The sequence below is a fragment of the Micromonospora profundi genome (assembly GCF_011927785.1).
Taxonomy (GTDB): Bacteria; Actinomycetota; Actinomycetes; order Mycobacteriales; family Micromonosporaceae; genus Micromonospora; species Micromonospora profundi.
The window spans coordinates 6,593,502-6,619,673 of record NZ_JAATJK010000001.1 but is presented as its reverse complement, the minus strand read 5'-3'; the positions used below and the strand labels follow the sequence as shown (position 1 = coordinate 6,619,673).

Below are 26,172 nucleotides of genomic sequence, written 5' to 3'. Positions count from 1 at the left end.
GTCACGAGTTTCACCCGATCAGGCGGTCGCCAACAGTTGGTCCACCGGGGCGTAGTCGTCGGTCAACACCAGCGCCCCGCCGACGAATTCCGTCAGCTCCGCGCCGGAGATCAGGCTGACGGTGCGGTCGACCTGCTCCAACCGGGCGCCGATGGCGGCCAGCGGCAGCGGCGCTTCCGAGGCGACGATGAGGAAGTTGCTGCCGCGCTCCTCGGCGAGCGCCTCCGGCGGGGCCACCAACGCGACGTGCGGAAACTCGGCGGCGACAGTGGCCAGTTCGGCACGGATGAACCGCAGCGGCGGATAGTCGATGACGTTCTGCACGTACACGCCGCCGGGGCGGGTCACCCGGCGGACCTCGGCGGCCATCTCCCGGGTGGCCAGGTGCCAGGGCACCACGAGATGCCCGAACGCGTCACCGACGACCAGGTCCCGGCTGTCCGCCGGCTCGCCGACGACAAGCATCCGGGCGTCGCCCACCTCGGCCCGCAGGCCCGGCCCCGGGCGTACGCCCAACTCCCGCTTGCCCAGCTCGACGAGCCCGCCGTCGATCTCGAACACGACATTGTCGGTGCCCGGTCGGGTGGCGGCCAGGTACATCGGCACCGTGAATCCGCCGCCGCCCAGGTGCAGCGCGTCCAACCGCTGCCCGGCCGGCGCGGCCACGTCGGCGACCGCGCCGATCCACTTGGTGTACGCGTACTGAAGGTGCTTCGGGTCGGCCAGGTCCACGTACGAGTGCTGGGCCGAGTTGAGCAGCAGGACCCGACCGCTGGGCCGGTCCGGGTCCGCTGTCACCTCGGCACAGTGGTAGGCCGTCTCGATGTCGCACGGGTTCGGCGCGACGGTGCTCAGTCCCGCCCCGATCAGGCCGAGCACGGCCAGCGCGGCCCGGGTGCGGGCCGGACCGGGCAGTTCGGTGGGCGCCTGGCGGCGCAGGTACCAGCCGAGGCCGACGCCGACAAGCCCGAGCGACACCGCCAGTGCGAGCAGGATGACAGTGCTGCGCAGTGCGGCGACCAGCACGAAGCCGGTGAGCAGGGTCGCGGTGATGCCGCCGAGCGTGCCGATGCCGGACAGCCGGCCGACCACCTGGCCGGTGCGGCGCAGGTCGGCGAGTTGGAGTTTCACCACAAGCGGGGTGACAGCGGCCAGGAGTGCCGCCGGCACGAACACGGCGAGCGCCACAAGCAGCAGGATGGCGCTGGCCGCGCCGCCACGCAGCACCTCACCTGCGTACCGGACCACCGGCAGGGTGATCGCGGTGGCGATGCCGGCCAGCACCAGCGCCGGCGCCAGCAGGCCCCGCGGGTCGCGTCGGTCGGCCAACCAGCCGCCGGACCACGCCCCGTACGCGATCGCGGCCAGGGCGATGCCGATGACCGAGCTGGTCACCTGGAGGGTCACCCCGACGTAGGGGCCGACAAGGCGCAACGCGACGGTCTCCAGCACCAGCACGGCGCCGCTGGAGAAGAAGACCAGGAACGCGGCCAAGCCGTTGGGCAACGCCCGGCCGGTGACCGGCACGGGCGGGGCCGCGGGGGCCGGCGGGGTCGCGATTTCGGACGGTGGGGAGCTCATCGTCGCGATGGTACGCAGCGAAGCTGGCGTTCCGGGTCAGTACATCGAGAGATGAACATGGTTCGTGTGGCTCGCGGCAGGGCTGCCGCTGCCGCTGTACGACCGCCACCCCGTCCCCGGATGCCAGATCTGCCGATACCAGATCACGTAGAGCACGCCCAGCCGGTCGGCGTTGCGCACGTGCCAGGCTGCCAGGCTGTCCCCGTACGCCTTGTCGCCGCCTGTCGCGTTGCGGTCCTCGAAGCCGTTCGTGGCGGCCGAGAAGTCGCAGGCCCGACCCTTCGGGTGCTCGCCGCTGCCGCCCTCGCGCTTGCAGGAGACGTGCCGCTTGTAGCCGGCCGCCTGGGTCTGCTTGAGCGCGTTGAGGGTGCGCGGGGTGATGCAGCCGGAGGTCGTCGGGTCCTTCACCGAGCAGGACTCCGACGGCCAGGACCCGTCGGAGTTGCGCGGCGCAGGCTTCGCCGAGGCGGAACTGCCGCCGCTGAAGCCACCGCTGCCACCCGAGCTGACCTCGGCGAGGGCCGCCTCGGCCTCCTTCTTCTTCTTCGCCATCACGGCGAGCTGCTTCTGCTGCTCGCGGACCTCGGCGTCCACAGCGAGTTTGGCCTGCTGTGCCTGCTGCTGAGCCTCGGCGAGATCACGCAACCGCTTGCTGTCGCGCTGGGCCATCAGGTCCAGGTCGGCGGCGCGTTGCAGGAACGCCTGCGGGGTGGCGGTGTTGAGCAGCATCGCCGTCGGAGTGATCCGACCGACGCGGTACGACTGCGCGGCCACCTCGCCGACCTGCTCGGTGAGCCCGACGAGCCGCCCCTCGACGGCCTTCAGCTCGCCGGCCAGCGCGGTCTGCCGACGCTTGGAGGTGTCCAACTTGGCCTTGGCCTCGATGTGGCCCTTGGCCGTCGACTCCAGCGCGTCCTGGAGCTTCTTGCTGCCACCCTCGTTGGGCTCGGCGTACGCGGGTACGGCCGTACCGGTGAGCACCAGCAGCACGGCGAGCAGCGGGAGCAGCACGCGGCGACCGCGCTGGGCGAGCCTGTTCCTGGGCACGAAAGCGTCCTTCCGTCGACCGCCGGCCCCCGGTGAACCTCGCGCGGCGGCGTCCCCGCCGGCGCCGGTCGGCGGCCTGCTGGCGGAGACCGCCGGTCACGATACCGGAACACGCCCGGGTGGCCAGCCCTGTGACCGCCCGGCCGCTTCGATGTCGACGCAGCGTGTCGCAGTCGTCGCCGTACGCCGGTCAGGCGCTGAGCAGGGCGTCGTGCACGTCGGCCCAGACCTGCTCGTTGGCGGCGACAAGCAGCCCGCGACCCTCGTCGGCGGGGTGGTAGTCGACGCCGTCGAACCGGCGGGCGACACCACCGGCCGCGCGGACCAGCAGGGTGCCCGGGGCGTGGTCCCAGGGCAGGGTGCGCCAGAAGAGGGTGAACTGCTGCTCGCCGGTGAGGATGTCCAGGTATTCCCGGCCGGCGCAGTGCTGGCCCGGCAGCAGTTCGCCGAGTCGCCGGCCACCGGCACGGACCCGCTCCCGGGCCTCCGGCGGCAGGAACCGGGTCATCGCCGCGCCGCGCAGGTCGCCCACCGGCGGCACCGTCGCGGCGGCGCCCACCGGCCGACCGTTGAGCAGGGTGCCGTCCTCGGCCCGCCCGACGGCAATCGTCTCGGCCAGCGGGTCGAGGATCCAGCCTGCGGTCGGGCGGCCGTCGGTAAGCAGCGCCACCATCAGGGCGAACGGGCGGCGGCCTGCGGCGAAGTTGGCGGTGCCGTCGACCGGGTCGACCAGCCAGACGTCCCCGCTGTCGCGCAGGTGCCGCAACAGCCCCGGGTCGTCGGCGACGCCCTCCTCACCGACGACCACCGAGCCGGGCCGGAGCCGGCGCAGCCCTGCCGAGATCAGCTCTTCGGCGCGACGGTCGGCGACGGTCACCACCTCGCCGGGTGCCTTCTCCGACACGTCAGCCTCGTCGAGCTTGCGGAACAGCGGCAGCACGACCTGGTCGGCGGCCTCCAGGAGCAGGTCGCCGACGTCGTCGAGCAGGGTGTCAGCCACGAGGCGGCAACTTGACCACGCTGACGAAGAACTCGTCGATCTGCCGGACCACCGAGATGAAGCGCTCGAAGTCGACAGGCTTCGTCACGTAGGCGTTGGCGTGCAGCTGGTAGCTGCGCAGGATGTCCTCGTCGGCCTGCGAGGTGGTGAGCACGACCACCGGGATGCGGCGAAGCTCATCGTCCTTCTTGATCTCTTCGAGCACCTCCCGACCATCCCGGCGGGGCAGGTTGAGGTCGAGCAGGATCAGATCGGGCATCACCACGTCCGCGTACTGACCCTCCCGCCGCAGGTAGGCGAGCGCCTCAGCGCCGTCGGAGACGACTGTCAGCCGATTGCGCAGCTTGTGCTCCTCGAACGCCTCCTGGGTCATCAACACGTCACCCGGATCGTCCTCCACGAGCAGGACCTCGATCGGGCTCTTGCCGTCGGCCGGCGCGGTCATCCCACCGTCTCCCTCATGTCACCCGTTCTACCGCCTTCCGGCGACCCGTCGGCCCCGTCCTTCCGGTCCGACCCGGCGGACTGTTCCGGCAGGGCATCCGGCGACTCGTCTGCGGCTTTTGTCTCGTCAGTAGCGATCGACTCCGGCTGGTCCGACTGCTCCGGCTGCTCCGCCGGGTCGGCGGCGACGGTCGCCTCCAGGTCCTCGGGCCGTACCGGCAGGGTGAACCGGATCGCCGTACCCTCCGGCACGTCGGTGTCCACCCAGACCCGGCCGCCGTGATATTCCACGATCTTCTTGACGATCGCCAACCCGATGCCGGTGCCCGGGTACGCGTCCTTCGAGTGCAGCCGCTGGAAGATGACGAAGATCTTGTCGGCGAATTCGGGCTCGATACCGATGCCGTTGTCCTGACAGGTGATCTCCCACTCGCCGTCGACCAGGCGGGACGAGATGTGCACCTTCGGCGGCACGTCCGGACGACGGAACTTGATCGAGTTGCTGACCAGGTTCGCCAGCAGGTTGGTGAGCAGGGGCTCCTCGCCCCGGATCACCGGCATCTCGGTCCAGGTCAACTCCGCGTCGGCGTACTGCCGGGCGGCCTCGGTCTGCCCGGCCACGTCCCCCATCACCTTGTTCAGGTCGACGTCGACGAAACCGGTGGTGAGCCGACCGATCCGGGAGAACGCGAGCAGGTCGTTGATCAGGCGCTGCATCCGCTGCGCGCCGTCGACCGCGAAGGCGATGTACTGGTCGGCCCGCTCGTCGAGCTGCCCCGAGTAGCGGCGTTGGAGCAACTGGCAGAAGCTGGCCACCTTGCGCAGCGGCTCCTGGAGATCGTGCGAGGCGACGTACGCGAACTGCTCCAGGTCGCGGTTGGACCGGGTCAGCTCCTCGGCCTGCTTCTGGAGCTGGGTGTTGACCCACTCGATGCGCTCGCGGGCCTCCCGCACCTCGGCCAGGTCGGCGGCGATCTTCTGGCGCATCGCGTCCACGTCCTCGCCGAGCCGGACGAACTCCGGTGGGCCGGTGGTGGCGATGCGGTGCTGGTAGTCACCGTCGGCGACCTCACGGACCTGGGCGGCCAGCCCGATCAGTGGCCGGATCACCATCCGGTCCAGGGACAGCAGCAGGGCCGAGCCGGCCACGACCACCACCAACGCGGCGACGATCAACAGCACGACCAGCAGGTTGCTGCTGCGACGTACGTCGCCGGCGGACTGCTCCCGGGCGCTCAGGATCTCCTCCTGGAGATCGCCGACCGCAGCCCGCAACTCGTCGAACTGCTGCCGAGCGCCGTCGGTGACCAGTTCCTGGCCGGCCCTGGTGCCCCTCTCCTTGGTTGCCGTGATCACCGGCTCGGCGACCGACCGCCGCCACTGCTCGGTACGCTCCTCGACTATCCGCAGCTCCTGGCCGATCTGCGGGTAGTCGTGGAGCAGCATCTGCATCGAGGCGATGGTGTCCCGCTCCTGGTCGAGCCCGACCTGGTACGGGCCGAGGTCGGCCGGGTCACCGCTGACCGCGTACCCGCGGACCGCCGTCTCCTGGTCGAGCAGCGCGTTGAGCAACTCCTGCGACTGCACCCGCAGCGGGGCGGTCTTGTTGAGGATCGCGTCGATCTGCGTGCGGTTGCGGGCGGCCACCGCCGCCTCCGCGCCGGCCAGTCCGATCAGCAGCAGACCCACGACGACGAGCATGGTCATGACCCGGCGGCGCAGATTCCAGCCGCCAACCATCGACTTCACCTGCCACCGCCCCGGCTGACCAGCAGCATGGCCACGTCGTCAGCGAGCGGGCCGCCGTTGATCTGCTCGGCCCGACCCACCAACCAGGCCGGCAGCTCGGGCAGCGGCACCTGACGGTTGGCCGGCTCGTCGAGCAGCCCGCTCAGGCCCGGCACGTCGAGCCGATCGTCGCTCGCGCCCACCCGCCCCTCGATCAGGCCGTCGGTGTACATCAACAGGGACCAGTCATCGGTGTCGAACTCCAGGTCGTAGGCGATCGGCCGGCGGGGTCGTACGCCCAGCAGCAGGCCGCCGGGCGCGGGCACCGGAGTGACCCGCCCGCCGGAAAGCAGCAGCGGTGGCGGATGCCCGGCGAGCCGAACGGTCGCCCGGTTGGCATCCAGGTCCAGGCGGACGGCGGCCACCGTCGCGAAGATCTCCTGAAGGCGGCGCTCGCTCATCAGCACCTGCTCCAGCGCGGGCAGCACCTCGTCGTCCGGCACCCTGGCGAGCACCAGTGCCCGCCAGGCCACCCGCAGCTCCACGCCGAGCGCGGCCTCGTCGACCCCGTGCCCGCAGACGTCGCCGACGATCAGGTCGAGACGGTCCGGGTGGGTCTGCACCACGTCGAAGAAATCTCCACCGATCAACGCGGCGTGCCGGCCGGGTCGGTAGAAGGTGTGCACCGCCACCTGGTCGGTCGTCATCAAGGGCTGGGGCAGCAGGCCACGTTCGAGCCGGGCCGACTCGGCCTGGCGCAACTCGACCTCGCGCAGCCGGCGGGCGTTCACGTCGGCGCGCTTGCGCTCCACCGCGTAGCGCAGCGCCCGGGTCAGCAGGACACCGTCCACCTGACCCTTGACCAGGTAGTCCTGTGCACCCTCGGCGACCGCCACGATGCCCAGGTGTTCGTCTGAGCGGCCGGTCAGGACGCACACCGCGGCGCCGCTGGACATCTCCAGCACCTGGCGCAGCCCGTCCAGGCCCTGCGCGTCGGGCAGGCCGAGGTCGAGCAGGACGCAGTCGACGTTCGTGATCCGCTGACGCGCCTCGCTGAGGCTGGTGGCGACCAACAGGTCGATCATCGAGTTCGTCTCGGCGAGCAACTCACCGACGAGGAAGGCGTCGCCCTCGTCGTCCTCCACCAGCAGCACCCGCAACCGTTCACCGGGCGGCAGGCTGGCGTGTCGCCCCAGGCCACCGTGGGGGTACGGCACCACAGGGGAACCGGCAATGCCGGCTCCCCGCTGCGGCCGGGTCACCGCCGCGAGACGCGGGAGTTCGCTGGTGATGTCGCTCTCCTTCCGAGTGCCCCGCTGATCCTGTATTAGACAACGGTCGCACACAACACGATGGGCGCGGCACGGGTGGGCATGGGCCGGGTCACTGCTCGCCGCCGGGCCGAAGATAGATGGACGTTCGGCCGTGCCATCCGGGGAGTCGGAAGGCAGGATGATGCCACCCTCAGGTCCCACCATCCCCAAGGAGTTCCCGTGGGCGCACCTTCCACAGCCGCCACGGCCGACACACCGACCCGCCCGAAACGCGGCGTACCCGCTGCCGACCGTGCGTTGGCGCGACCGCGCCGGCGGCTCCTGGCTGCCGCCGCGGCGCTCGTCGCGCTGGTCGCCGTCGGCGCCAGCAGCCTGCTCGACCTGCGCACGCCGACGCCACGGCCGGCGGACGCTCCGACGGGCGAGTTCAGCGCCGCCCGCGCGTTCGAGGACGTGCAGGTGATCGCTGCCCGGCCGCACGCCGCCGGCAGCCCGGCCAACGACCAGGTCCGCGCGCACCTTGAGCAGCGGCTACGCGGGCTGGGCCTGGAGACCGAGGTGCAGGACACCGTGGCACCGGAGGCAGGTGAACTCAGCGGGGCGGCGGGCGGGACGGCCCTGGCCCGGGTCCGCAACGTGGTGGCCCGGCTGCCCGGCACCGACCCGACGGGCCGGGTGTTCCTGGTGTCCCACTACGACTCGGTGCAGACCGGGCCGGGTGGCAACGACGCCGCCGCCGGCACCGCTGCCGTCCTGGAGGTGGCCCGCGCCCTCAGCGTCGGCCCGCGGCCGCGCAACGACATCGTCTTCGTGCTCACCGACGCCGAGGAGGCGTGCCTCTGCGGCGCTGTGGCGTTCTCCGCCAGCCATCCGCTGGCCGCCGACGGCGGGGTGGTGCTCAACCTGGAGGCGCGCGGGTCCACCGGCCCGGTGATCATGTTCGAGACGTCGCAGGACAACGCGAAGCTCGTGGACGTCTTCAGCCGGGCCGCCCCGCACCCGGTCGGCACCTCGTTCGCAGTGGAGATCTATCGAGCGCTGCCCAACGACACCGACTTCACCGCCTTCCTCGACCAGAAGTTCGTCGGGTTGAACTCGGCGTACATCGACGGCGGCGCGGTCTACCACACGCCGCTGGACACGCCTGCGGCGGTGAGCCAGGGCAGCCTCCAGCAGCACGGGGACAACGCGCTGGGCCTCGCCCGGGAATTCGGCAGCACAGACCTGACCGCCCTGCGTGCGGGCGACGACGCGACCTACTTCCCGGTCCCCGGCGGGCTGGTCCGCTATCCCGGCTGGCTCACCCTGCCGCTGGCCCTGCTCGCGGTGCTCGCGGTGGCCGCGCTGGGCTGGCTGACCCGCCGCCAGGGCCGGGCCAGCACCGGCCGCCTGGCCGCCGGCTTCGGGCTCGCCCTCGTGCCGATCGTGGCCGCGCCGGCCGCCGCGCAACTGCTCTGGCTGGCGATCAGGGCCATCCGACCGGGGTACGCCCAACTGCTCGACCCGTACCGGCCGATCTGGTACCGAATGGCAGTGCTGGCGCTCGCCGCCGCGATCCTGTTCACCTGGTACGCGCTGACCCGCCGCCGGGTCGGCCCGGCCGCGCTCGCCTTCGGCGGGCTGGCCTGGCTGGCAGTGTTCGGGGTGCTGCTCGCCGTCGCGGTGCCCGGTGGGGCGTACCTCACCACACTGCCGGCCCTGGCCGGTGGCATCGCCGGGCTCGTCGCGCTGCGGACCCGGCAGACCGGGCCGTGGCCGGTGGTCGCGACGACCGTCGCCGCAGCGGTCGGCGTGATCATCCTGCTGCCCACGGTGACTCTGCTCTTTCCCGCGCTGGGCATGGCGAAGGGCGGAGTTGCCGCGCTTGTCGCGGTGCTGCTCGGTCTGACCGCCCTACCGGTGGTCGACCTGCTGCACCCGCAGGCCGGCGGTCAGCGGGGGCTGGTGGCCCTGCGCGCCCGACGGCTCGCCGTCCTGCCGGCCGTGGCCGCCGCCCTGGCGGCCGTGGTGCTCGCCGGGGTCGGGCTCGTCGTGGACCGGTTGGACGCCGACCACCCCGCGCCCACCCACCTGATGTACGCCCTGGACGCCGGCACCGGCCAGGCCCGCTGGCTCAGCCGCGAGCCCGATCCGCAGCCGTGGACCGACGGCTACGTGGGCGGGTTCACAAGCGTCGAGGACGACTTCCCCGGGCTGGGCAAGGCCAAGCTGCGAACCGGGCCGGCACCGGTGACGAACCTGCCGGCGCCGAAGGTGGACGTGCTTGCCGACAGCACCTCCGGCACCGAGCGCACCCTGCGGCTGCGGCTCACCCCGCAACGGCCGGCCCGGCTGGCCACCCTGCACGTCGACACGTCGACCGCCACGGTGCTGCGCGCCGAGGTCGCCGGCCGACCGGTGCCGATGGAGCCCAGGAAGGGGAAGTGGGGCTTCGGGCTGGTCTTCCACGCCCTGCCGCCGGAGGGCTTCGAGGTCACCCTGACAGTGAGCCCGAAGGGCGGGCCGGTAGTGGTGCGGGCCATGGACGCCAGCGACGGCCTGGACGCGCTGCCCGGCTTCCGCCCCCGACCGCCGGACGTCGGCATCGTCGGGTCGCACAGGTCCGACATGCTTGCGGTCGCCCGCACCTATCCCCTCTGACCCACCCGCCGCTGGTCCGGCGGGGGTTGCTCCCCGCCGGGCCAGCTCAGTGCGGCGCGGCCGGTCCCAGGTCACTCGGATCGGTGTTGCCGCCGCAGACGATCACCGCCACCCGCTCCCCCGCCTGCGGCACGTACGCCCCGCCGACCAGCGCGGCCAACGCGGCAGCACCACCGAACTCGGTGGCGACCCGCAGCTCCGACCAGAGCAGCCGACGCGCCCGCACCAGATCCTCGTCGCGGACCAGCACCGAAACCACCCCGGTACGGCGGGCGGTGTCGAAGGCGATCTCACCGATCCGTCGGGCACCCAATGAGTCGGTGGCGACGCCGCCCACAGCGATGTCGACCGGCCCGCCCGCCTTGAGAGCGGAGTGCAGCGTGGGGATCTGCTCGGGCTCGACGGCGACGACACGTACCGACCCGTCGAACCAACTGGCGATGCCGGACACCAACCCACCACCGCCGACCGCCACCAACACGGTGTCGACGCCGTCCACCTGCCGTTCCAGTTCCCGCCCGACGGTGCCCTGACCGGCCACCACCTCCGGCTGGTCGTACGCGTGCACGACAAGCGCGCCCGTCTCCTCCGCCCGTCGGGTGCTCGCCGCCAACGCCTCCGCGTAGTGCTGACCCACCTGCCGCACCTGGGCACCCAGCCCGGCGAGCCGCTGCACCTTCACCGGCGAGGAGGTCACCGGCACGAAAACCTCCGCCGGTACGCCCAGCGACCGGGCCGCGTACGCGACAGCGAGACCGTGGTTTCCGCCCGAGGCGGCGATCACCCCAGCCGGCGGCAGCGGCCCCTGGAGCATCCGGTTGAACGCGCCGCGCGGCTTGAACGAGCCGGTGTGCTGGTGCAACTCCAGCTTGAGACTGAGCTGCCCGGCCACGCCCAGGTCTGCCCCGTCGACGGCGATGACCGGGGTTTCCCGGACCCGCCCGGCGACCAGCGCGGCGGCCGCTTCGATGTCGTTCCTGTCCACCATGGAAACGCCCCCTCACTAGGACCGTGGTCGGTGAGCCATCCTAGGGAGCGCCGAGGAGGGCACCCTGGTCGGCGGCGCGCCGCAACCGGCGGTGCTCGGCGGTGACCACCCCCAGCAGGGCCAGGTCGATCGCGACCACGGCGACCGCACTGAACTGGTTGACAGTGAAGTTGAAGATCTGCCCGAACAGCAGGTCGACGAGCAGTGCGAGCTTGAACAGCCGGAACGCGTCGAGCCGGTTCGGGCGCAGCAGCCACGCTGCCCGCAGACCGAGCACCGCCGTGACAAGCGCGGTGGCGGTGACACCGAGCACCGCGCCCCACTCGCGTTCCTGGTCCAGCTCTCCGGTCACACCGTCCAGCAGCACCGCCACCACGACCAGCACCGGCTCCAGCACCAGGTAGACCACCACCAGCCAGACCAGCCAGCGCTGCCGGGTCGCCCAGGCGGCAAGACGCCGGGCCCGGTCCGCCGCCCGCTGCCAGAACCGGACCGGAGGCGGCTCCCGTCGCGGCATCGTGTCCAGCAACTGCTCCACGGCCGCCTCGTCGGCAGGCCCGGTGCCCCGCACGAGACGCCGCACGTCCGCCCGACGCCGGTCGGTCAGCCCGGCGGGCTGACCGCTGAGCACCATGTCCAGCGCGTTGGCCGTACGCTCGGCCGGGGTCAACTGGGATCGGCCGGTACGCCCACGTACCGCCTGGGTGAGCAGGACGAGCAGGGCGAACGCGACGTAGATGATGGCGGCGGCCGGGGCGTAGAAGTAGTCGGTGCCGGTGGTGACGAACTTGCCCACCTCGTCGATGAACAGCCCGAACCCGATGCCGCCGACGATCGCCCCGGCTGTGCGTGGCCCTTCGCCAAGGAAGACCAGCGGGATCCCGAGGCCGACAGCGAGCAGCAGGCCGCCCCAGAGCACATGGGCGATGTGCAGCCCGCCGCCGCCGATCTGCGGATAGTCGGCCGCCTCAAGGTACGCCCGCACGGCCAGCACCGTGACCACGCCGGAGAGCACGAAAGCCTGGAGGTGGGACGCCGCCTCGACCGCCCGGGTCGGCAGCCGGCGAACCAGCCAACCAACTCCGGGACGGTGGCGCGAAGGTCCAGATGACATGTTCCGAACCTAGTAGCCACACCACTCCCCGCGGACGTGGTCATCGACAAGGCCCGGCGCACTCGGGGCTGACGCCGCTGGCACGACGTCGGATACTTCGGGCATGACGCTGTCGCCGCCACGCCCCGCCCCCGCCGGCACTGGCAGGGCCAACCCACGCGCCGCGTTCCTGGTGCTGGTCGGCTGGTACGTCGCAGTCGTCGTGGCGTTCGGCCTGTTTCTCGGCACGCTCTCCGGATCGGTCCCGGCGGACTGCGGCGAGGGGTGCGACTCCGAACGCTCCCGCACGCTGATCTTCGGGCTCTACGTGGCCGCGCCGGCGATGTTCCTCGCTCTACTGGTCAGCCTGGCGATGCTCGCGGTGCTCGTGTCCCGTACCCGGATCCGCTCGTCGGTCCTGGTGGGCACGCTGAGCGCGGTGCTGCCGCTGGCCGCGTGCGGCGTCCTCACCACGAGCCTCTGACCGGTGGATGCTGGCCTTCGTCGCGTCCATGCGACCGCTGGCGGGGAGAACGTCGCACCCATCGCAACGTCTGCCTGCATCAGGCCGACCACGTCTGGACGATGTCGTCAGGTCCCCAAACAAGATCCACAGAGTCCGCCGGGAGGTCGACTCCAGAACGGCTGACGACGACCAGGCCGCTGACGCCGAGCTGAAAACCCGGGATCAGCGGGGCGTCGCGCCGCAGTTCGTCGAGATGGCGCCTGTCGAACGGGCCCTCCTGCCATTTGATGGAGCCGGCGAACGCGATGCGGGAGGCGACCGGGGTGCGGTCGACTCCCACAAGATCGATCTCCGGGTTGAACTGCCGGTTCCACCAGGCGCCAACTTCCCACGTGTCGGCCCAGGGCAGGCGTCCGGCACCGGCGGAGATGGCCAGCGCATCGCGAATGATCGGCTCGACGGCGTTGCCCCGCCAGGTGGACCACCGACTGTCAAGGACAGCGCGGGCGGCCGCTGTCCGGTCGCGCAGAACCAGTTGATGCACGTCGCGCAAGATGGCCAGGTAAAGGCGCAGGTTGCTGTCGGCGATTCGGTACTGGGCCAGTTTGCTGGGCTTGGTGGACAACGGCTTGTCGACGGTGAGGATCTGCTTCTCCTCGACGAGCCTGTGCAGCAGCGGGGACAGGGTGCCGGAACTGACCGGGCCGCCGCGGTCGCCGGCGGCTGCGGCGATGTTGCTGAACGTGCGACCGCCTGCGCCGCCGACCGCTTCCAGAATGCGCCGGGCGGTGTCCGGTGCGGGAAACTCCGACGCCAGGGACTGCTCGGGGACGGTGAACAACGCCGAGGTCTTGTTGGAGATCTCCTGTCGCAAGAAGTCGGCGGGGGGCGTTCCCGGGGCCCATTCCAGGGCGACACCGGGCAAGCCACCAGTGATCAGGTGCGCATCGATCGCATCGGCGCCGCTCAGCCCGGTCACGGCGGCGGTTTCGCCAAGGTTGAACGGGCCGAGGACCATGTTCGTGGCCCTGCCGTAGAACGGCCGGTCGTACTCGGTGAACCGCTGCATCATGTGCAGATCACTGCCCAGCAGCAGTAGTAGCACCGGCTTGCTGGAGAGGAGCCTGTCCCAGGCGACCTGGAGGTGCCCGTCGAACGTCGCGTCCTGCTCGGAGATCCAGGGCAACTCGTCAAAGACGACCACACTCGGCGTGTCGGGCAGGACGCCCGCCAGGACCCGCAGCATGTCGCCCCAGCCACCGGCCGTCGGTTGGGACGGCAGGAGGTCACGACCGCCGGAGGTGAGCAGCGACGAGTCGCGCAGCGCGCCGAGAAAGTGGCCGACCGCTTCGACGCTCGACGCGCCCTTGACGGCGGTGTAGAAGCAGTACGGCAGTTCGACCTGATCGCACAGCTCCTGCACGAGCCGCGACTTGCCCACCTGCCGCCGCCCGCGGATAGCGACAGAGCGGCCACCGCCGGTGCGCTTCACATGATCAAGCTGCTTGGTGAGCAGGTCAAGTTCAGTGCGCCGACCGACGAACATAGCCTCTCCAAAGCTAGATCGGATCTTACTTCGATCCAATCTACCAGCCGGGAGCCGCTCCGGCCTAACCCAGTCGCTTGTCCAACCTCCGCCCGCTATGGTCCGCGACATGCGGCTGGAGAAGATCACCCCGGAGAACTACGAGGCGGCCCTCGAACTGTCGGTGCGCCCCGATCAGGAGGATCTGGTCGCGCCGGTGGTCCAGTCGCTGGCCGAGGCGTACGTCTTCCCTGACCACGCCTGGCCCAGGCTGATCTACGACGGCGACCGGCTGGTCGGCTTTCTCATGGCCTTCCTCGACATCCCGTGGGGCGACAATCCGGACGACCTGCGCTCCGGTCTGTGGCGGCTGAACATCGCGGCCGACGCACAGGGGAAGGGTTACGGCCGGTTCGCCACCGCGGCCGCCTGCGGGGAGATCCGCGCCCGGGGCGGCACCCAGGCATACGTCACCTGGGAGCCCCGGGCAGGAGGGCCGGAGGAGTTCTATCTGAAGCTGGGCTTCCGGCCGACAGGCGAGCAGAGTGGCGGCCAGACGGTTGGCGTCCTGGACCTCTGAACCTGCCTCGCGGGCAGCACGACACTACTTCCAGCGGAAGTGCACGAAGAGGCGGCCGAAGTTCTTCGAGTCCTTCTCCACCCGGTGGTAGAGCTGCTTGACGTCCTTCTGGTCGAGGAACCGCAGCACCCGCTTCTTGAGCTGCCCCGACCCCTTGCCGGGGATGATCTCGACGAGGGTGGCCTTCTTCGCCACCGCCTCGTCCATGATCCCGCGCAGCGCCCGGTCGATGTCCTGGCCCTTGTTGAAGATCTCGTGCAGGTCCAGCTTGAGCTTCATGCCGCAGCCCCCGGCCGGTCAGGTCCCATGCCCGCCATCCTAGGCATGCTCGGCGGGCACCCCGCCGTACGACGAAGGGCGGCCCCGCAGGACCGCCCCTTGCTCGTCGCCGGTTCGTTCAGCGCGTGCCGCCGACACGGGCCTCGACCCGATCCAGCGCCACCCGATAGTCGTCGTTGGCCGCGTACATGGCGGCGGCGATCCGCAGGTGCCGCAGCGCGTCGGTGTGCCGGTTCAGCCGCTCCAGCGTCCGCCCAAGCACGTGGTGCGCGTAGTGGTCGCTCGGGTCCCGGTCGACCAGCTCCCGCAGGTGCGCCTCGGCCCGGTTGAGCTGGGCCGACTGGAAGTATGCCCGGGCCAGCAACTGCCGGACCGCCGCGTTGCCGGGCTCGGCGTCCACGATCGGCTCCAGCAGTCGGGCCGCCCCGCTCGGGTCGCCGGTCTCGAAGAACATGGTCGCCCGCCGGTAGTCCGCCAGAAGATCCATCTGTCCACCTCCTCGGGTCGTACCGTCACCTGTCCCGACGCTGGCACAACGCTGTGAGTTTGGCGACTGTTCCCGATGTCGAGATCGGGTCAGGTTCGGGCGTTCCGGCGGCCGGTGGACAGCTCCCAGGCGCGGACGCCACCGACGATGCCTGCGGTGTTCGGCACCACCACCACGTCGTCGCCCATCCGGGCCAGTTGCTCGGGCCGGATCAGCCGCGAGTTGCCTCCGCCCAGATAGAGGCGGTCCCAGCGGAACACGGGACGGAGCCCGTCCACCACCTGTCGGATCCGGCGGGACCAGAACGCGTCGCCGAGTCGCCGACGCTCCGGCTCACCGACGTACGTGTCGTAGGTGGTTCCCCACCGCACCGGCGCGTGGGACAGCTCAAGGTGCGGCGCGAGCCGACCGCCGTCGAAGAGGGCGCTGCCCAGCCCCGTCCCCAGGGTCAGCACCAGCTCGCAGCCGGTGCCGGCGACCACCCCGGCGCCGTGCACCTCGGCGTCGTTGAGCACCAGCGCGGGCACCCCGAACGCGTCGGCCAACGCGCCGCGGGCGTCCCAGCCGGACCACTCGGCAAGCAGGTCCGGGTCGACGCGGGTGCGCGGACCGTTCCTGGTTACGTAGTGCGGGGTGGCGACCACCACTCCGTGCCTGATCATGCCGGGTACGCCTACGGTCAGCCGGTCCGCCGTCGGCAGCCGCGCGCCCAGGTCCAGCAGCGTCTGGACGAACAGTGCGGGCGGCAGCGGGTACGGAGTCGGCACGCGCAGCGGCCGGGCGCGCATCGTGCCGGCCTCGTCGAGCACCGACGCCTTGATGCCGCCGCCACCGCAGTCGATCGCCAGTGTGGTCACCACGCTGTTGAGTCTGCCCGCTGCCGTCGGTTCGTATGCGGGCAGCCGGATAGGCTGCCGTCCTGATGAGCGCCACGATGATCGTCAAGGACCTGGCCGCCGGGCACGGCGACCGACCACTGTTCGCTGGCCTGGACCTGGTGGTCGCCCCCGGCGACGTGGTCGGCCTGGTCGGGCCGAACGGCGCCGGCAAGTCGACGTTGCTGCGTACCCTCGCGGGGTTGCTTCCGGTGGAGGCCGGCAGCGTCCGACTCAGCCCGCCCACCGCGAGCGTCGGGCACCTGCCGCAGGAGCCGGAGCGGCGGCCGGGCGAGACGGTACGTGACTTCCTGGCCCGCCGGACCGGGGTGACCGCCGCGCAGGCCGCGTTGGACGCGGCGGCCGAGGCGCTGACCGCCGGGGCGGTAGGGGCCGACGACGCGTACGCCGATGCCCTGGAGCGCTGGCTCGCCCTCGGCGGTGCGGATCTGGAGGAGCGCGCCGAGCAGGTAAGCGCCGACCTGGGGCTCGCGGTCGACCTGGACCATCCGACGACCGGGCTCTCCGGTGGTCAGGCCGCCCGGGCCGGGCTCGCGTCGCTGCTGCTCAGCCGGTACGACGTGTTCCTGCTCGACGAGCCGACGAACGATCTGGACCTGGCCGGGCTGGAGCGGCTGGAGGAGTTCGTCACCGGGCTGCGGGCCGGCACGGTGCTTGTCAGCCACGACCGGGAGTTCCTCACCCGCACAGTGACCCGTGTGCTGGAGCTGGACCTGCCCCAGCAGCAGATCAACCAGTACGGCGGCGGCTACGCGGCCTACCTGGAGGAGCGCGAGGTGGCGCGCCGGCACGCCCGCGCCGACTTCGAGGAGTACGCCGACACCCGCGCCGGTCTGGAGGCGCGGGCGCGTACCCAGCGCTCCTGGATGGAGAAGGGCGTGAAGAACGCCCGGCGCAAGGCCACCGACAACGACAAGATCGGCCGGAAGTTCCGCAGCGAGGCGACCGAGAAGCAGGCCTCCAAGGCGAAGCAGACCGAACGGCTGATCGAACGGCTCGACGTGGTCGAGGAGCCCCGCAAGGAGTGGGAGCTGCGCATGGAGATCGCCGCCGCACCCCGCGCCGGCGCCGTCGTGGCCACGCTTCGAGGTGCCGTGGTACGCCGTGGCGGCTTCACCCTCGGCCCGATCGACCTCCAGATCGACTGGGCGGACCGGGTCGCGGTCACCGGGGCGAACGGCTCCGGCAAGTCCACCCTGCTGGCCGCGCTGCTGGGCCGGCTGCCGCTGGACGAGGGCACCGCCTCGTTGGGGCCGGGTGTGGTGGTCGGCGAGGTCGACCAGGCCCGAGGGCTGTTCCTCGGCGACGCCCCGCTGATCGACGCGTTCCACGCGGCCGTACCCCACATGTCGCCGGCGGACGCGCGGACCCTGCTGGCCAAGTTCGGATTGCGGGCGGCGCACGTCCCGCGGCCGGCAGCCACCCTCTCCCCCGGAGAGCGGACCCGCGCGGCGCTGGCCCTGCTCCAGGGTCGGGGCGTCAACCTGCTGGTGCTCGACGAGCCTACGAACCACCTGGACCTGCCCGCCATCGAGCAGCTCGAATCGGCCCTTGCCAGCTACCCGGGCACACTGCTGCTGGTCACCCATGACCGGCGGATGCTTGCCGCCATCGAGACGAACCGTCGACTGCGGGTGGACGCCGGGCGGATCGCCGAGGATTGATCCGTGCCGGCGGACCGTCGCGGGGTGAGAATGTCGCCATGCTCAAGTGGGAGTACGCCCTGCTGGTCCGCCGCCGTCAGGCCGCGACCACCGACCTCGGCTGGGAGGTCGTCTTCGTCTGGTACGGCCCGGACGGCTCGATGGTCGACGTGACGCCGTACGGCGACACCTCGCTGGCCCACCTCAACAGGGCCGGGGACCAAGGCTGGGAACTGGTCTCCATGAGCGAGGACCCGTCCCTGCCCGGCAACAACGAACTGCACCGGTACCACCTCAAGCGGCCGAAGGCCACCGATCCCCCACCCCGGCAGCGGATGCGCGGCGCGGGCCGACCGGGCCGCCGTACCCTCTCGGGCTGACCTGCCGCACCCCTGCTCTGGCCGGCCCCGGCGCACCCTGCCGCCCCGGTCCGATTCGCCGCACCCGGACGCGGCTCAGGGCTCACGGCTCACGGCTCGTGGTCAACGGCTCGCAGCCACGGCCCGGGATCGAGGGCGTGGCGCGGAGGCGCGGGGCGTGGCGCGGAGGCGCGGGGCGTGACGCGAAGGCGTGGGTGCGGGTGCGGGTGCGGGGCCCAGGGCTCGTCGAGGCGTGATACCTCTGAGGAATTTTGATGACTCTCAGGTATCACGCTCGCCGCAGTGTCCCCGTCGGTCCTGCGACACGCCGACTGGACGGCACGCCGAGGCTGTGGACGAGTGGGGCATACCGGGCGCGGATGCGGGTAACGCGCGGCGGGAGGTGGCCCCAATGGTTGCTTTGGCACAGACTCCACCCTCGGCCGACCGGCTGCGGGCGATCGACGAGTTCCTCGCGCGGGCCTGGGCGGACCAGGTCCGGCACGACGACCGGCTGCGCGGCTTGGCGGTCGAGGTGCGGTTCGACCGGGGGGTGGCGCACCTCAGTGGTGAGGTGCCCGAGCAGGAAGACCTACGGCTGGTACGCGACATGGTGGGCCGGCTGGCCGGGGTCTACGGCGTCTGGTGCCGGGTCGGCGTCGGCGGGCGGAAGCCGGTGGTGGTGGATCTCGGCTGCGGACCGACGAAGCAGTGGCAGGGCAACCTGGGGTTGGACATCTATCCAGCGCCGGGTGTGGACGCGGTGGCGGACCTCTCCGGCTCGCTGCCCCTGGCCGACAATTCGGTGGACGTCCTCTTCGCCGTACACATCCTGGAGCACCTGATCGACTTCCTGCCGCTTGTGGACGAGTGCCACCGGGTGCTCCGCCCGGGTGGCGTGCTCCACGTGATGAGCCCCTGGTGGGGGCACGTGAACGCGGTGGCGGACCCGACACACGTGCGGCTGATGGACGTGCAGACGTTCAAGGGGATCTGTCAGCTACGGCCACCGGGCACGCCGCGTTGGTATCCCCTGCACGCCGGCTGCGACGGCGCCTCCATCTTCGCCGACCTGACCCCACTGCCCCCCGACGAGGACCCGGCACCCCAGTCCCACCTGGCCCGCTTCTTCGACTGATCCGCCCGCCCCAGCCGGCTTGGTCAGGACGTCATTGCGGCGGTACGCCGGCAGCGAGGGCACTGACCTTCTGGGTGGATTCTCGTAGTTCCACGCGGTAGGGGGCGGAGAGTTCCCGGGCGGGAGCAGCCCGGTCGCCGTCGAGACGGTTGGCGAGCAGTTCGACGGCGAGACGGGCGATCCGCTCCTTGTCCGGCGCGACGGTGGTGAGCGTCGGGATCGAGAACCGGCCGTCCTCGATGTCGTCGAAACCGACGACCGCCACGTCGTCGGGCACCCGTAGGCCGGCCTCGTGCAGGGCACGCAGGGCACCAAGTGCGAGCGTGTCGTTGAAGCAGAAGACGGCGTCGGGGCGTACCCCTGAGGTGAGCAGGCCCCGCATGGCGGCGGCACCGTCGGCGCGGTGCCAGGCCGCTGCGGGTGCCACGAGGGTCTCGTCGAAGTCGAGGCCGGCGGCGCGGTGTGCGTCGGCGTAGCCGGCGAGGCGCAGCCGGGCGCTGGCGCCCTCGTCGGTGCGCTGCGAGCCGATGGCCGCGATCCGGCGGTGGCCGAGCTGGATCAGGTGGCTGGTGATCTCGCGGGCGGCCGCCACGTTGTCGATGACGACGCGGTCGGCGGGGCCGTGGTCGACCCGCTCGCCGAGCAGCACCATCGGGGCGCCGTCCAGACCGGTCAGGTCCTCCGCGGTGAGTGCCAGCGGGCTGAAGATGAGCCCGTCGATGAGGTGGTCGGTGATGCCGGACGCGACAACCCGTTCCTGCTCGCGCCGGCCGCCGGTCTGGTCGATGAGCACCGTCCAGCCGTAGTCGGCGGCGGCGGTGACGACGTGGCGGGCCAGTTCGGCGAAGTACGGGATGTCCAGTTCCGGCACGGCCAGGGCGATCACACCCGTGCGGCCCTTGCGCAGGTGGCGCGCGGAGAGGTTCGGCCGGTAGTTGAGTTCGGCGATGGCCTGCTCGACCCTTGCCCGTGTGTCGGGCCGGACGTGGACATAACCGTTGACCACGTTCGAAACGGTCTTCACCGACACGCCGGCCCGCTCGGCCACGTCCTTGAGCCTGTGTCGCACTGCGAAACCTCCCCTGTAACCAAGCGCACCATACCTCGTCATCAGCTCTTTACAACGTTGCCTACAACGTTGTAGAAACGAGGGACACCGGGGTGGCCCGTGACTGCGGTCACCCGGTCCAGCACCGAGGAAAGGTGGCATCCCTTGCGGACGGCACAGCTGACGATCGATCCGGCCTTCGCGATCGGCCCGGCCGACCGACGACTCTTCGGCTCGTTCGTCGAGCACATGGGGCGGTGCGTCTACGGCGGCATCTACGAGCCCGGCCACCCCAACGCCGACTCCCGCGGCCTGCGCCGAGACGTGCTTGAGCTGACCCGCGAGCTGGGCGTATCGGTGGTCCGCTACCCCGGCGGCAACTTCGTCTCCGGCTACCGCTGGGAGGACGGGGTGGGCCCGGTCGGTGACCGGCCGCGCCGCCTCGACCTGGCCTGGAAGACGATCGAGACCAACGCGTTCGGGCTGGACGAGTTCATGACCTGGGCCGCCGAGGCCGGCGTCGAGCCGATGATGGCTGTCAACCTGGGCACTCGCGGCGTCCAGGAGGCCCTTGACCTGCTGGAATACTCCAACCACCCGGGCGGCACCGCGCTTTCCGACCTGCGTCGCAAGCACGGCGCGGAGGACCCGTACGGGGTGCGGCTGTGGTGCCTCGGCAACGAGATGGACGGCCCGTGGCAGGTCGGCCACAAGACCGCCGACGAGTACGGGCGACTGGCCGCCGAGGCGGCCCGCGCGATGAAGATGATCGACCCGTCGATCAGCCTGGTCGCCTGCGGCAGCTCCAACCGGCGGATGCCCACGTTCGCCGCGTGGGAGGCGACAGTGCTGGAGCACACCTACGAGCACGTCGACTACATCTCGGCGCACACCTACTACGACCCGTCCGACGGCGACCAGGCCAGCATCCTGGCCTCAGCCGTCGACATGGACAACTTCATCACCGAGGTGGTGGCCACCGCCGACCACGTCGCTGCCAAGCAGCGGCACAAGCGCAAGCTGAAGATCTCGTTCGACGAGTGGAACGTCTGGTACGAGTCCCGCCTCCAGGCCGACCTGGACCGGCGCGGCTGGGTCGAGGCGCCGGCGCTGATCGAGGACGACTTCACGGCTGTCGACGCGGTGGTCGTCGGTGACCTGCTGATCACCCTGCTGCGTCACGCCGACCGGGTCGGGGTGGCCGCTCAGGCCCAGCTCGCCAACGTCATCGCGCCGATCCGCACCCGCAACGGCGGTCCCGCCTGGCGGCAGAGCATCTTCCACCCGTTCGCGCTCACCGCCCGGTACGCCCGGGGCACCGTCCTGCGTACCGAGCCGGTGTCGCCGCGCTACGACACGAAGAAGTTCGGGGACGTGCCGGTGCTCGACACCGTCGCCGTACACGACGAGGAGACCGGCGAGCTGACCGTCTTCGCGGTCAACCGTGACCAGACGGACCTCGCATTGGACATCGACCTGCGCGGTCTGCCAGGACTGTCCGGTTATTCCTTCCAGAGCATCGCTGCCGGGTCTGACCCGTCGGCGACGAACACCGAGGCCGAGCCCGACCGGGTGACGCCCCGGGAACTCCCCACACCCACCACCGACGGCGGCCGGTGCACCGTACGCCTCCCCGCCGTGTCCTGGAGCGTGCTGCGCTTCGGCCCGGCCGCCGTCTGATGTCGTACCGGGCTTGACCAGGCACAATTCATTCCGTCCCCCCAAGGAGAGATACCAGCATGATCCAGAACGACATGAGCCGGCGCCGCCTGCTCGGCCTTGGTCTCGGACTCGGTGCCGCGGCTTCGTTGACGCTCGCCGGTTGCGGCGGCGGCGACGATGACGGCGCCTCCGGGCCGGCCGCGGGCAACGGCGGCAAGGAGTACACCGGACCCAAGGTCGACCTGAAGCTGTGGAACGGCTTCACCGGCGGCGACGGCGAGATCTTCAAGACTCTGGTGAACCAGTTCAACACCGAGCACCAGAACATCGCCGTCTCGGTGGCCACGTACCAGTGGGAGGACTACTACAACAAGCTCCCCGGTGCGGCCTCCAGCGGCAATGGCCCGGACATCGCGGTCATGCACATGGATCAGCTCGCCACCTTCGCCGCCCGTGGCGTGATCAGCGAGCTGGACGACGTGGCCAAGAACCTGGAGCTCTCCGAGGGCGACTTCGCCCCGACCGTCTGGAAGGGCGGGCTCTACAACAACAAGCGGTACGGCATCCCGCTGGACATGCACCCGCTGGGCTTCTACTACAACAAGTCCGTCATGGAGAAGGCCGGCCTCGACCCGAACAAGCCGCCAACCACCAAGGACGACTTCACGGCGGCTCTTGTCGAGCTGAAGAAGTCCGGCGTGCAGGGCTTCTGGGTCAGCCCGTTCCAGTTCACCGGCGGCATGACCTTCTACTCCCTGCTCAACCAGTGGGGCGGCACCCTCTTCGACGCCGACGTGGCGAAGGCCACGTTCAACTCGGACCCGGCGGTCGAGGCGTGCACCTGGTTCGTCGACATGATCAAGCAGGGCCACTCACCTGCGAACGTCGGTCAGGACGCCGAGTACCTGGCGTTCAAGAGCGGCAAGAACGCCTTCACCTGGAACGGCATCTGGCAGATCAACGATCTGAAGAAGAGCCCCGAGGTGCAGTGGGGCGTCGCCCCGCTCCCCCAGATCGGCAGCAAGCCGGCGGCCTGGGCAAACTCACACAACTTCACGATCGTGAAGCAGCGGGCCAACAACGCCAACAAGGTCTCGGCTGCGAAGGTCTTCATCAACTGGCTGAGCCAGCACTCGCTGGACTGGGCCAAGGGCGGTCAGATCCCGGCCCGTAAGGATGTCCGCGAGGGTGCCGAGTTCAAGGCGCTTCCGGAGATCTCGGCGCTCGCCCCCGAGCTGGACTACGCGGCCTTCCCGCCGGCGGCACCGGGGCTGGGCGAGGTCATCACGACCTTCTACAACTCGTTCAACGAGGCCGCGCTGGGCAAGAAGACGCCGAAGCAGGCGCTTGACGACGGTGTTGCCAAGGCCAACAAGCAGCTCGAGGACAACCGCAAGAAGTACGGGAGCTGATAACCCGTGGCGGACGTGATCGAGGTCGGGGCGGCGCGCGATGACGCGCCGCCCTCGGCGGCCAAGGCTCCCCGCCGGGGCGCCACGGCGGGCCGGACCGGACGGGCGACGCCGTATCTGTTCCTCGCCCCCTACCTGATCCTGTTCGGGGTGTTCGGCCTGCTGCCGATCATCCTGGGCGTGTGGCTCAGCGTGCACCAGTGGGACTTCCAGCTGCCCAACCGCCCGTTCGTCGGGTTGGACAACTACAAGCAGCTCTTCTCCAGCGACTCCGCCGTCTTCGGCGACTGGTGGCAGAGTGTCCGGGCGACCGCGATCTTCACGCTGCTGTCGGTGCCGCTGCTCGTTGTCGTACCGCTCGGGTTGGCGTTGCTGTTGAACCGCTCCTTCCCGGGTCGGACCTTCTTCCGGGCTGTGTACTTCGCGCCGTACGTGCTGGGTGTTGCGGTGATCGGCCTGCTCTGGCGCTTCCTGCTCGACGCCAACCTGGGCCTGGTCAACCGGCTCCTCGGCGTGGTCGGGCTGCCGTCGGACACCCCGTGGGTGACGAACATGCCGTGGGCGTGGATCTCCCTGGTCGGGGTGACAGTCTGGTGGACCTCGGGCTTCAACGCGGTGATCTACCTGGCCGGCCTTCAGGACATCTCGCCTGAGCTGTACGAGGCGGCCCGGATGGACGGCGCCAGCGCGTGGCAGCGGTTCCGCAACGTCACACTGCCCGGCCTGCGGCCGGTGCTGCTCTTCGTGATCACCACGACAGTTCTCGCCTCGGCGAACATGTTCGGCCAGTCGTTCCTGATCACCCAGGGCACGCCCGGGACGGAAACCCGCACCGTGGTGTGGTTCATCGTCGAGGAGGGCCTGCGGAACAACAACGCCGGCCGCGCCGCCGCCATGAGCCTCGTGTTCGCCCTGATGCTGGTGGTCGTGAGCATCGCCAACTTCCGTCTCTTCCGCTACAAGGAAGACTGAGGGGTACGCCATGACGACGCCCACTCCGACCACCCGCCATTCCGCTCTCACGGGCCGGGTCGTGCTCTACGCCACCCTTGTGGCGCTGGCCCTGATCTTCCTGGTCCCGCTGGCCTGGATGGTCATCACCTCGCTGAAGACCTACACGGCCGCCCAGCAGATCCCGCCGAGTTGGCTGCCCAACCCTGTCGCGGGCTACGGCTACGAGCAGATCCTCAACAACTCGGCCAACCCGGTGCTGCGCTGGTTCCTCAACAGCATGGTGGCCGCCACCCTGCACTCGCTGCTGGTGCTGGTGACCGCCTCGATGGCGGCGTACGCCCTGGCCCGTCTGCGGTTCCGCGGGCGCGGGGTGACCTTCGCGCTGATCGTCGGGACGCTGTTCATCCCGCCGACCTCGCTGATCATCCCGAACTTCCTGATCGTCGACCAGCTCAGCTGGATCGACACCCTCGCCGTCGTGGTGGTGCCCGGCGCGGCCAGCGCGTTCGGGGTGTTCTTCCTGCGGCAGTTCTTCCTGTCTCTGCCGAACGAGTTGGAGGAGGCCGCGACGCTTGACGGCGCCAACCAGTGGCAGATCTTCTTCCGGGTGGTGCTGCCGCTGTCCAAGCCGGCCCTGGCCACCCTGGCGGTGCTGTCGTTCCTGACCAACTGGAACGACTTCCTCTGGCCGATCTTCGTGCTGTTCAGCCCGGAGAAGCTCACCCTGCCGCCGGGCCTGGGCCTGCTCCAGGGCTCGTACGTCACCGACTACCCGGTGATCATGGCGGGTGCGGTGCTGGCAAGCGTGCCGGTGCTGATCCTCTTCGTGCTCGCTCAGCGGCACATCATCCAGGGCGTCTCCCGCAGCGGTCTGAAGGGATGACGCGGGCGACAACCCTGCGACGTGGCGCGGCGGCGGTCGTTCTGGCCGCCGCGCTGCTCGTTTCGGGCTGCACCGGAGACAGCGAATCCACCCCCACGAGCAGCGGGAGCGACTCAAGCATGTTCACCAACCCGGTCGTACGCACCGACGCCCCGGACCCGCAGGCCATCCAGGTGGGTGACACCTGGTATCTGTTCCACACCAACTCCGGCGGCCGCAACGTGCCGGTGCTGACGTCGGCGAACCTTGTCGACTGGGCCGAGGCGGGGGACGCCCTGCCTGCGCTGCCGGACTGGGCGGACGCCGGCAAGACCTGGGCGCCCGAGGCGATCCAGTTGGCACCGGAGGAGTTCCTGCTCTACTACACGGTGGCCGGCCGGGAGTCCGGGCGGCAGTGCGTGGGTCGCGCGGTGGCAAGTGCGCCGCAGGGCCCGTACCGGGACGACTCGACAGGTCCGCTGATCTGCCAGGCGGACCTGGGCGGGGCGATCGACGCGAGCCCGTTCCGGGACACCGACGGCAGCCTCTGGCTGCTGTGGAAGAACGACGGCAACGCGATCGGGGTGGACACCTGGCTCTGGTCGCAGCGACTCTCCGACGACGGCCTGACCCTCGTCGGTGAGCCGACGAAGCTGCTCAAGCAGACCGAGCCGTGGGAGGGGACCCTGATCGAGGGGCCGTTCTTCCACCGTCAGGACGGCCGGCTGCTGCTGTTCTTCGCTGCCAACGCCTACGACCGGGCGGAGTACGCCGAGGGCTACGCGGTCTGCGAGAGCCCGACAGGCCCGTGCGTGAAGGCGGCGGAAAACCCGATCCTGAAGAGCACCGACGCCGCCTCCGGCCCCGGTCACGCCTCGATGGTGGTCAAGGACGGCCGCACGTGGCTGCTCTACCACGCGTGGCCGCCCGGCCAGGAGGGCAGCACCGACCCCGGTCGGCAGGTCTGGCTCGACGAGGTGACCTGGGTCGACGGCAAGCCTGTCGTCAAGGGGCCGACCGCCTCACCGCAGCCTCGACCCTGAGCGGATCGCATGGAAGGGCCCCC

Annotated in this window: 24 protein-coding genes; 11 read left to right on the top strand and 13 right to left on the bottom strand. The window is 70.7% G+C overall.

The features are described from left to right. Positions 1-18 precede the first annotated feature (18 nt). From F4558_RS29685 to F4558_RS29660, 6 genes are all read right to left on the bottom strand, one after another. The gene (locus F4558_RS29685; protein ID WP_209273448.1) at positions 19-1,581 is read right to left on the bottom strand and encodes a fused MFS/spermidine synthase; all 1,563 of its coding nucleotides are present in this window, start codon (positions 1,579-1,581) and stop codon (positions 19-21) included. Positions 1,582-1,617: 36 nt separating this feature from the next. Then, positions 1,618-2,592 (bottom strand): coiled-coil domain-containing protein, encoded by a 975-nt coding sequence (locus tag F4558_RS29680; RefSeq protein ID WP_369814783.1) that lies wholly within the window; start codon positions 2,590-2,592, stop codon positions 1,618-1,620. Positions 2,593-2,818: 226 nt separating this feature from the next. Further along, a complete protein-coding gene (locus tag F4558_RS29675) occupies positions 2,819-3,628 on the bottom strand; it encodes an inositol monophosphatase family protein (protein ID WP_053654100.1) in 810 nt (269 codons plus the stop codon). Next, positions 3,621-4,073, bottom strand: a complete 453-nt coding sequence (locus tag F4558_RS29670; protein ID WP_053654102.1) for a response regulator — start codon at positions 4,071-4,073, stop codon at positions 3,621-3,623. Before F4558_RS29670 ends, F4558_RS29675 begins: the two co-directional genes overlap by 8 nt. Further along, positions 4,070-5,812, bottom strand: coding sequence for a sensor histidine kinase (locus tag F4558_RS29665; RefSeq protein ID WP_209273447.1), 1,743 nt, complete (start codon positions 5,810-5,812; stop codon positions 4,070-4,072). Before F4558_RS29665 ends, F4558_RS29670 begins: the two co-directional genes overlap by 4 nt. Before the next feature lie 5 nt (positions 5,813-5,817). Beyond that, complete coding sequence (locus F4558_RS29660; RefSeq protein WP_231640003.1) at positions 5,818-7,017, bottom strand: PP2C family protein-serine/threonine phosphatase; 1,200 nt, start codon at positions 7,015-7,017, stop codon at positions 5,818-5,820. 276 nt (positions 7,018-7,293) lie between these two features. Here F4558_RS29660 and F4558_RS29655 point away from each other — a divergent pair, with 276 nt between their 5' ends. Continuing rightward, entirely contained in the window at positions 7,294-9,714 is a 2,421-nt protein-coding gene (locus tag F4558_RS29655) for a M28 family peptidase (RefSeq protein ID WP_167946931.1), read from the top strand. 46 nt (positions 9,715-9,760) lie between these two features. Here F4558_RS29655 and F4558_RS29650 read toward each other — a convergent pair whose 3' ends face one another. Both F4558_RS29650 and F4558_RS29645 read right to left on the bottom strand, forming a co-directional pair. Further along, a complete protein-coding gene (locus tag F4558_RS29650; RefSeq protein WP_167946929.1) occupies positions 9,761-10,702 on the bottom strand; it encodes a threonine/serine dehydratase in 942 nt (313 codons plus the stop codon). A gap of 40 nt (positions 10,703-10,742) precedes the next feature. Continuing rightward, positions 10,743-11,762, bottom strand: coding sequence for a hypothetical protein (locus tag F4558_RS29645; RefSeq protein WP_209274858.1), 1,020 nt, complete (start codon positions 11,760-11,762; stop codon positions 10,743-10,745). A gap of 157 nt (positions 11,763-11,919) precedes the next feature. Between F4558_RS29645 and F4558_RS29640 the strand changes: the two genes are divergently transcribed. After that, entirely contained in the window at positions 11,920-12,279 is a 360-nt protein-coding gene (locus F4558_RS29640; RefSeq protein WP_167946925.1) for a hypothetical protein, read from the top strand. Between the two features lie 79 nt (positions 12,280-12,358). Here the strand turns inward: F4558_RS29640 and F4558_RS29635 are convergent, their stop codons facing one another. Continuing rightward, positions 12,359-13,807 (bottom strand): ATP-binding protein, encoded by a 1,449-nt coding sequence (locus F4558_RS29635; RefSeq protein ID WP_053654112.1) that lies wholly within the window; start codon positions 13,805-13,807, stop codon positions 12,359-12,361. Between the two features lie 109 nt (positions 13,808-13,916). Here F4558_RS29635 and F4558_RS29630 point away from each other — a divergent pair, with 109 nt between their 5' ends. After that, positions 13,917-14,366, top strand: coding sequence for a GNAT family N-acetyltransferase (locus tag F4558_RS29630; protein ID WP_082377423.1), 450 nt, complete (start codon positions 13,917-13,919; stop codon positions 14,364-14,366). A gap of 24 nt (positions 14,367-14,390) precedes the next feature. Here the strand turns inward: F4558_RS29630 and F4558_RS29625 are convergent, their stop codons facing one another. From F4558_RS29625 to F4558_RS29615, 3 genes are all read right to left on the bottom strand, one after another. Continuing rightward, positions 14,391-14,645, bottom strand: coding sequence for a Smr/MutS family protein (locus F4558_RS29625; RefSeq protein ID WP_007465523.1), 255 nt, complete (start codon positions 14,643-14,645; stop codon positions 14,391-14,393). Between the two features lie 118 nt (positions 14,646-14,763). Further along, a complete protein-coding gene (locus F4558_RS29620) occupies positions 14,764-15,132 on the bottom strand; it encodes a tetratricopeptide repeat protein (protein WP_053654116.1) in 369 nt (122 codons plus the stop codon). 89 nt (positions 15,133-15,221) lie between these two features. Next, the gene (locus F4558_RS29615) at positions 15,222-15,992 is read right to left on the bottom strand and encodes an ROK family protein (RefSeq protein WP_053654118.1); all 771 of its coding nucleotides are present in this window, start codon (positions 15,990-15,992) and stop codon (positions 15,222-15,224) included. Between the two features lie 62 nt (positions 15,993-16,054). Between F4558_RS29615 and F4558_RS29610 the strand changes: the two genes are divergently transcribed. The 3 genes from F4558_RS29610 (at position 16,055) to F4558_RS29600 (ending at position 19,168) form a co-directional block, all read left to right on the top strand. Next, the gene (locus tag F4558_RS29610; protein WP_167946923.1) at positions 16,055-17,692 is read left to right on the top strand and encodes an ABC-F family ATP-binding cassette domain-containing protein; all 1,638 of its coding nucleotides are present in this window, start codon (positions 16,055-16,057) and stop codon (positions 17,690-17,692) included. 38 nt (positions 17,693-17,730) lie between these two features. Continuing rightward, entirely contained in the window at positions 17,731-18,051 is a 321-nt protein-coding gene (locus F4558_RS29605) for a hypothetical protein (RefSeq protein ID WP_053654123.1), read from the top strand. A gap of 391 nt (positions 18,052-18,442) precedes the next feature. Continuing rightward, a complete protein-coding gene (locus tag F4558_RS29600; RefSeq protein WP_053654125.1) occupies positions 18,443-19,168 on the top strand; it encodes a methyltransferase domain-containing protein in 726 nt (241 codons plus the stop codon). A 31-nt stretch (positions 19,169-19,199) separates the two neighbouring features. Here the strand turns inward: F4558_RS29600 and F4558_RS29595 are convergent, their stop codons facing one another. Then, on the bottom strand, positions 19,200-20,237 hold the full coding sequence (locus tag F4558_RS29595; protein WP_053654128.1) for a LacI family DNA-binding transcriptional regulator: 1,038 nt from the start codon (positions 20,235-20,237) through the stop codon (positions 19,200-19,202). A gap of 144 nt (positions 20,238-20,381) precedes the next feature. Here F4558_RS29595 and arfA point away from each other — a divergent pair, with 144 nt between their 5' ends. The 5 genes from arfA to F4558_RS29570 are packed head-to-tail and all read left to right on the top strand — an operon-like array spanning position 20,382 to position 26,149. Further along, on the top strand, positions 20,382-21,896 hold the full coding sequence (arfA, locus tag F4558_RS29590) for an arabinosylfuranosidase ArfA (RefSeq protein ID WP_167946921.1): 1,515 nt from the start codon (positions 20,382-20,384) through the stop codon (positions 21,894-21,896). Positions 21,897-21,955: 59 nt separating this feature from the next. Further along, a complete protein-coding gene (locus F4558_RS29585; RefSeq protein WP_053654130.1) occupies positions 21,956-23,290 on the top strand; it encodes an ABC transporter substrate-binding protein in 1,335 nt (444 codons plus the stop codon). 6 nt (positions 23,291-23,296) lie between these two features. Continuing rightward, entirely contained in the window at positions 23,297-24,262 is a 966-nt protein-coding gene (locus tag F4558_RS32285) for a carbohydrate ABC transporter permease (RefSeq protein ID WP_053654132.1), read from the top strand. Between the two features lie 10 nt (positions 24,263-24,272). After that, complete coding sequence (locus tag F4558_RS29575; protein WP_245241375.1) at positions 24,273-25,127, top strand: carbohydrate ABC transporter permease; 855 nt, start codon at positions 24,273-24,275, stop codon at positions 25,125-25,127. After that, the gene (locus F4558_RS29570; RefSeq protein ID WP_167946919.1) at positions 25,124-26,149 is read left to right on the top strand and encodes a glycoside hydrolase family 43 protein; all 1,026 of its coding nucleotides are present in this window, start codon (positions 25,124-25,126) and stop codon (positions 26,147-26,149) included. Before F4558_RS29575 ends, F4558_RS29570 begins: the two co-directional genes overlap by 4 nt. Positions 26,150-26,172 lie beyond the last annotated feature (23 nt).

What these genes read in the sequence shown, in the direction of transcription:
- F4558_RS29685 (WP_209273448.1), bottom strand. Translation starts at nt 1,581, where the DNA reads ATGAGCTCCCCACCGTCCGAAATCGCGACCCCGCCGGCCCCCGCGGCC.
- F4558_RS29635 (WP_053654112.1), bottom strand. Translation starts at nt 13,807, where the DNA reads ATGTTCGTCGGTCGGCGCACTGAACTTGACCTGCTCACCAAGCAGCTT.
- F4558_RS29575 (WP_245241375.1), top strand. Translation starts at nt 24,273, where the DNA reads ATGACGACGCCCACTCCGACCACCCGCCATTCCGCTCTCACGGGCCGG.
- F4558_RS29625 (WP_007465523.1), bottom strand. Translation starts at nt 14,645, where the DNA reads ATGAAGCTCAAGCTGGACCTGCACGAGATCTTCAACAAGGGCCAGGAC.
- F4558_RS29630 (WP_082377423.1), top strand. Translation starts at nt 13,917, where the DNA reads ATGCGGCTGGAGAAGATCACCCCGGAGAACTACGAGGCGGCCCTCGAA.
- F4558_RS29585 (WP_053654130.1), top strand. Translation starts at nt 21,956, where the DNA reads ATGATCCAGAACGACATGAGCCGGCGCCGCCTGCTCGGCCTTGGTCTC.
- F4558_RS29600 (WP_053654125.1), top strand. Translation starts at nt 18,443, where the DNA reads ATGGTTGCTTTGGCACAGACTCCACCCTCGGCCGACCGGCTGCGGGCG.
- F4558_RS29620 (WP_053654116.1), bottom strand. Translation starts at nt 15,132, where the DNA reads ATGGATCTTCTGGCGGACTACCGGCGGGCGACCATGTTCTTCGAGACC.
- F4558_RS29570 (WP_167946919.1), top strand. Translation starts at nt 25,124, where the DNA reads ATGACGCGGGCGACAACCCTGCGACGTGGCGCGGCGGCGGTCGTTCTG.
- F4558_RS29665 (WP_209273447.1), bottom strand. Translation starts at nt 5,812, where the DNA reads ATGGTTGGCGGCTGGAATCTGCGCCGCCGGGTCATGACCATGCTCGTC.
- F4558_RS29605 (WP_053654123.1), top strand. Translation starts at nt 17,731, where the DNA reads ATGCTCAAGTGGGAGTACGCCCTGCTGGTCCGCCGCCGTCAGGCCGCG.
- F4558_RS29650 (WP_167946929.1), bottom strand. Translation starts at nt 10,702, where the DNA reads ATGGTGGACAGGAACGACATCGAAGCGGCCGCCGCGCTGGTCGCCGGG.
- F4558_RS29640 (WP_167946925.1), top strand. Translation starts at nt 11,920, where the DNA reads ATGACGCTGTCGCCGCCACGCCCCGCCCCCGCCGGCACTGGCAGGGCC.
- F4558_RS29610 (WP_167946923.1), top strand. Translation starts at nt 16,055, where the DNA reads ATGAGCGCCACGATGATCGTCAAGGACCTGGCCGCCGGGCACGGCGAC.
- F4558_RS29670 (WP_053654102.1), bottom strand. Translation starts at nt 4,073, where the DNA reads ATGACCGCGCCGGCCGACGGCAAGAGCCCGATCGAGGTCCTGCTCGTG.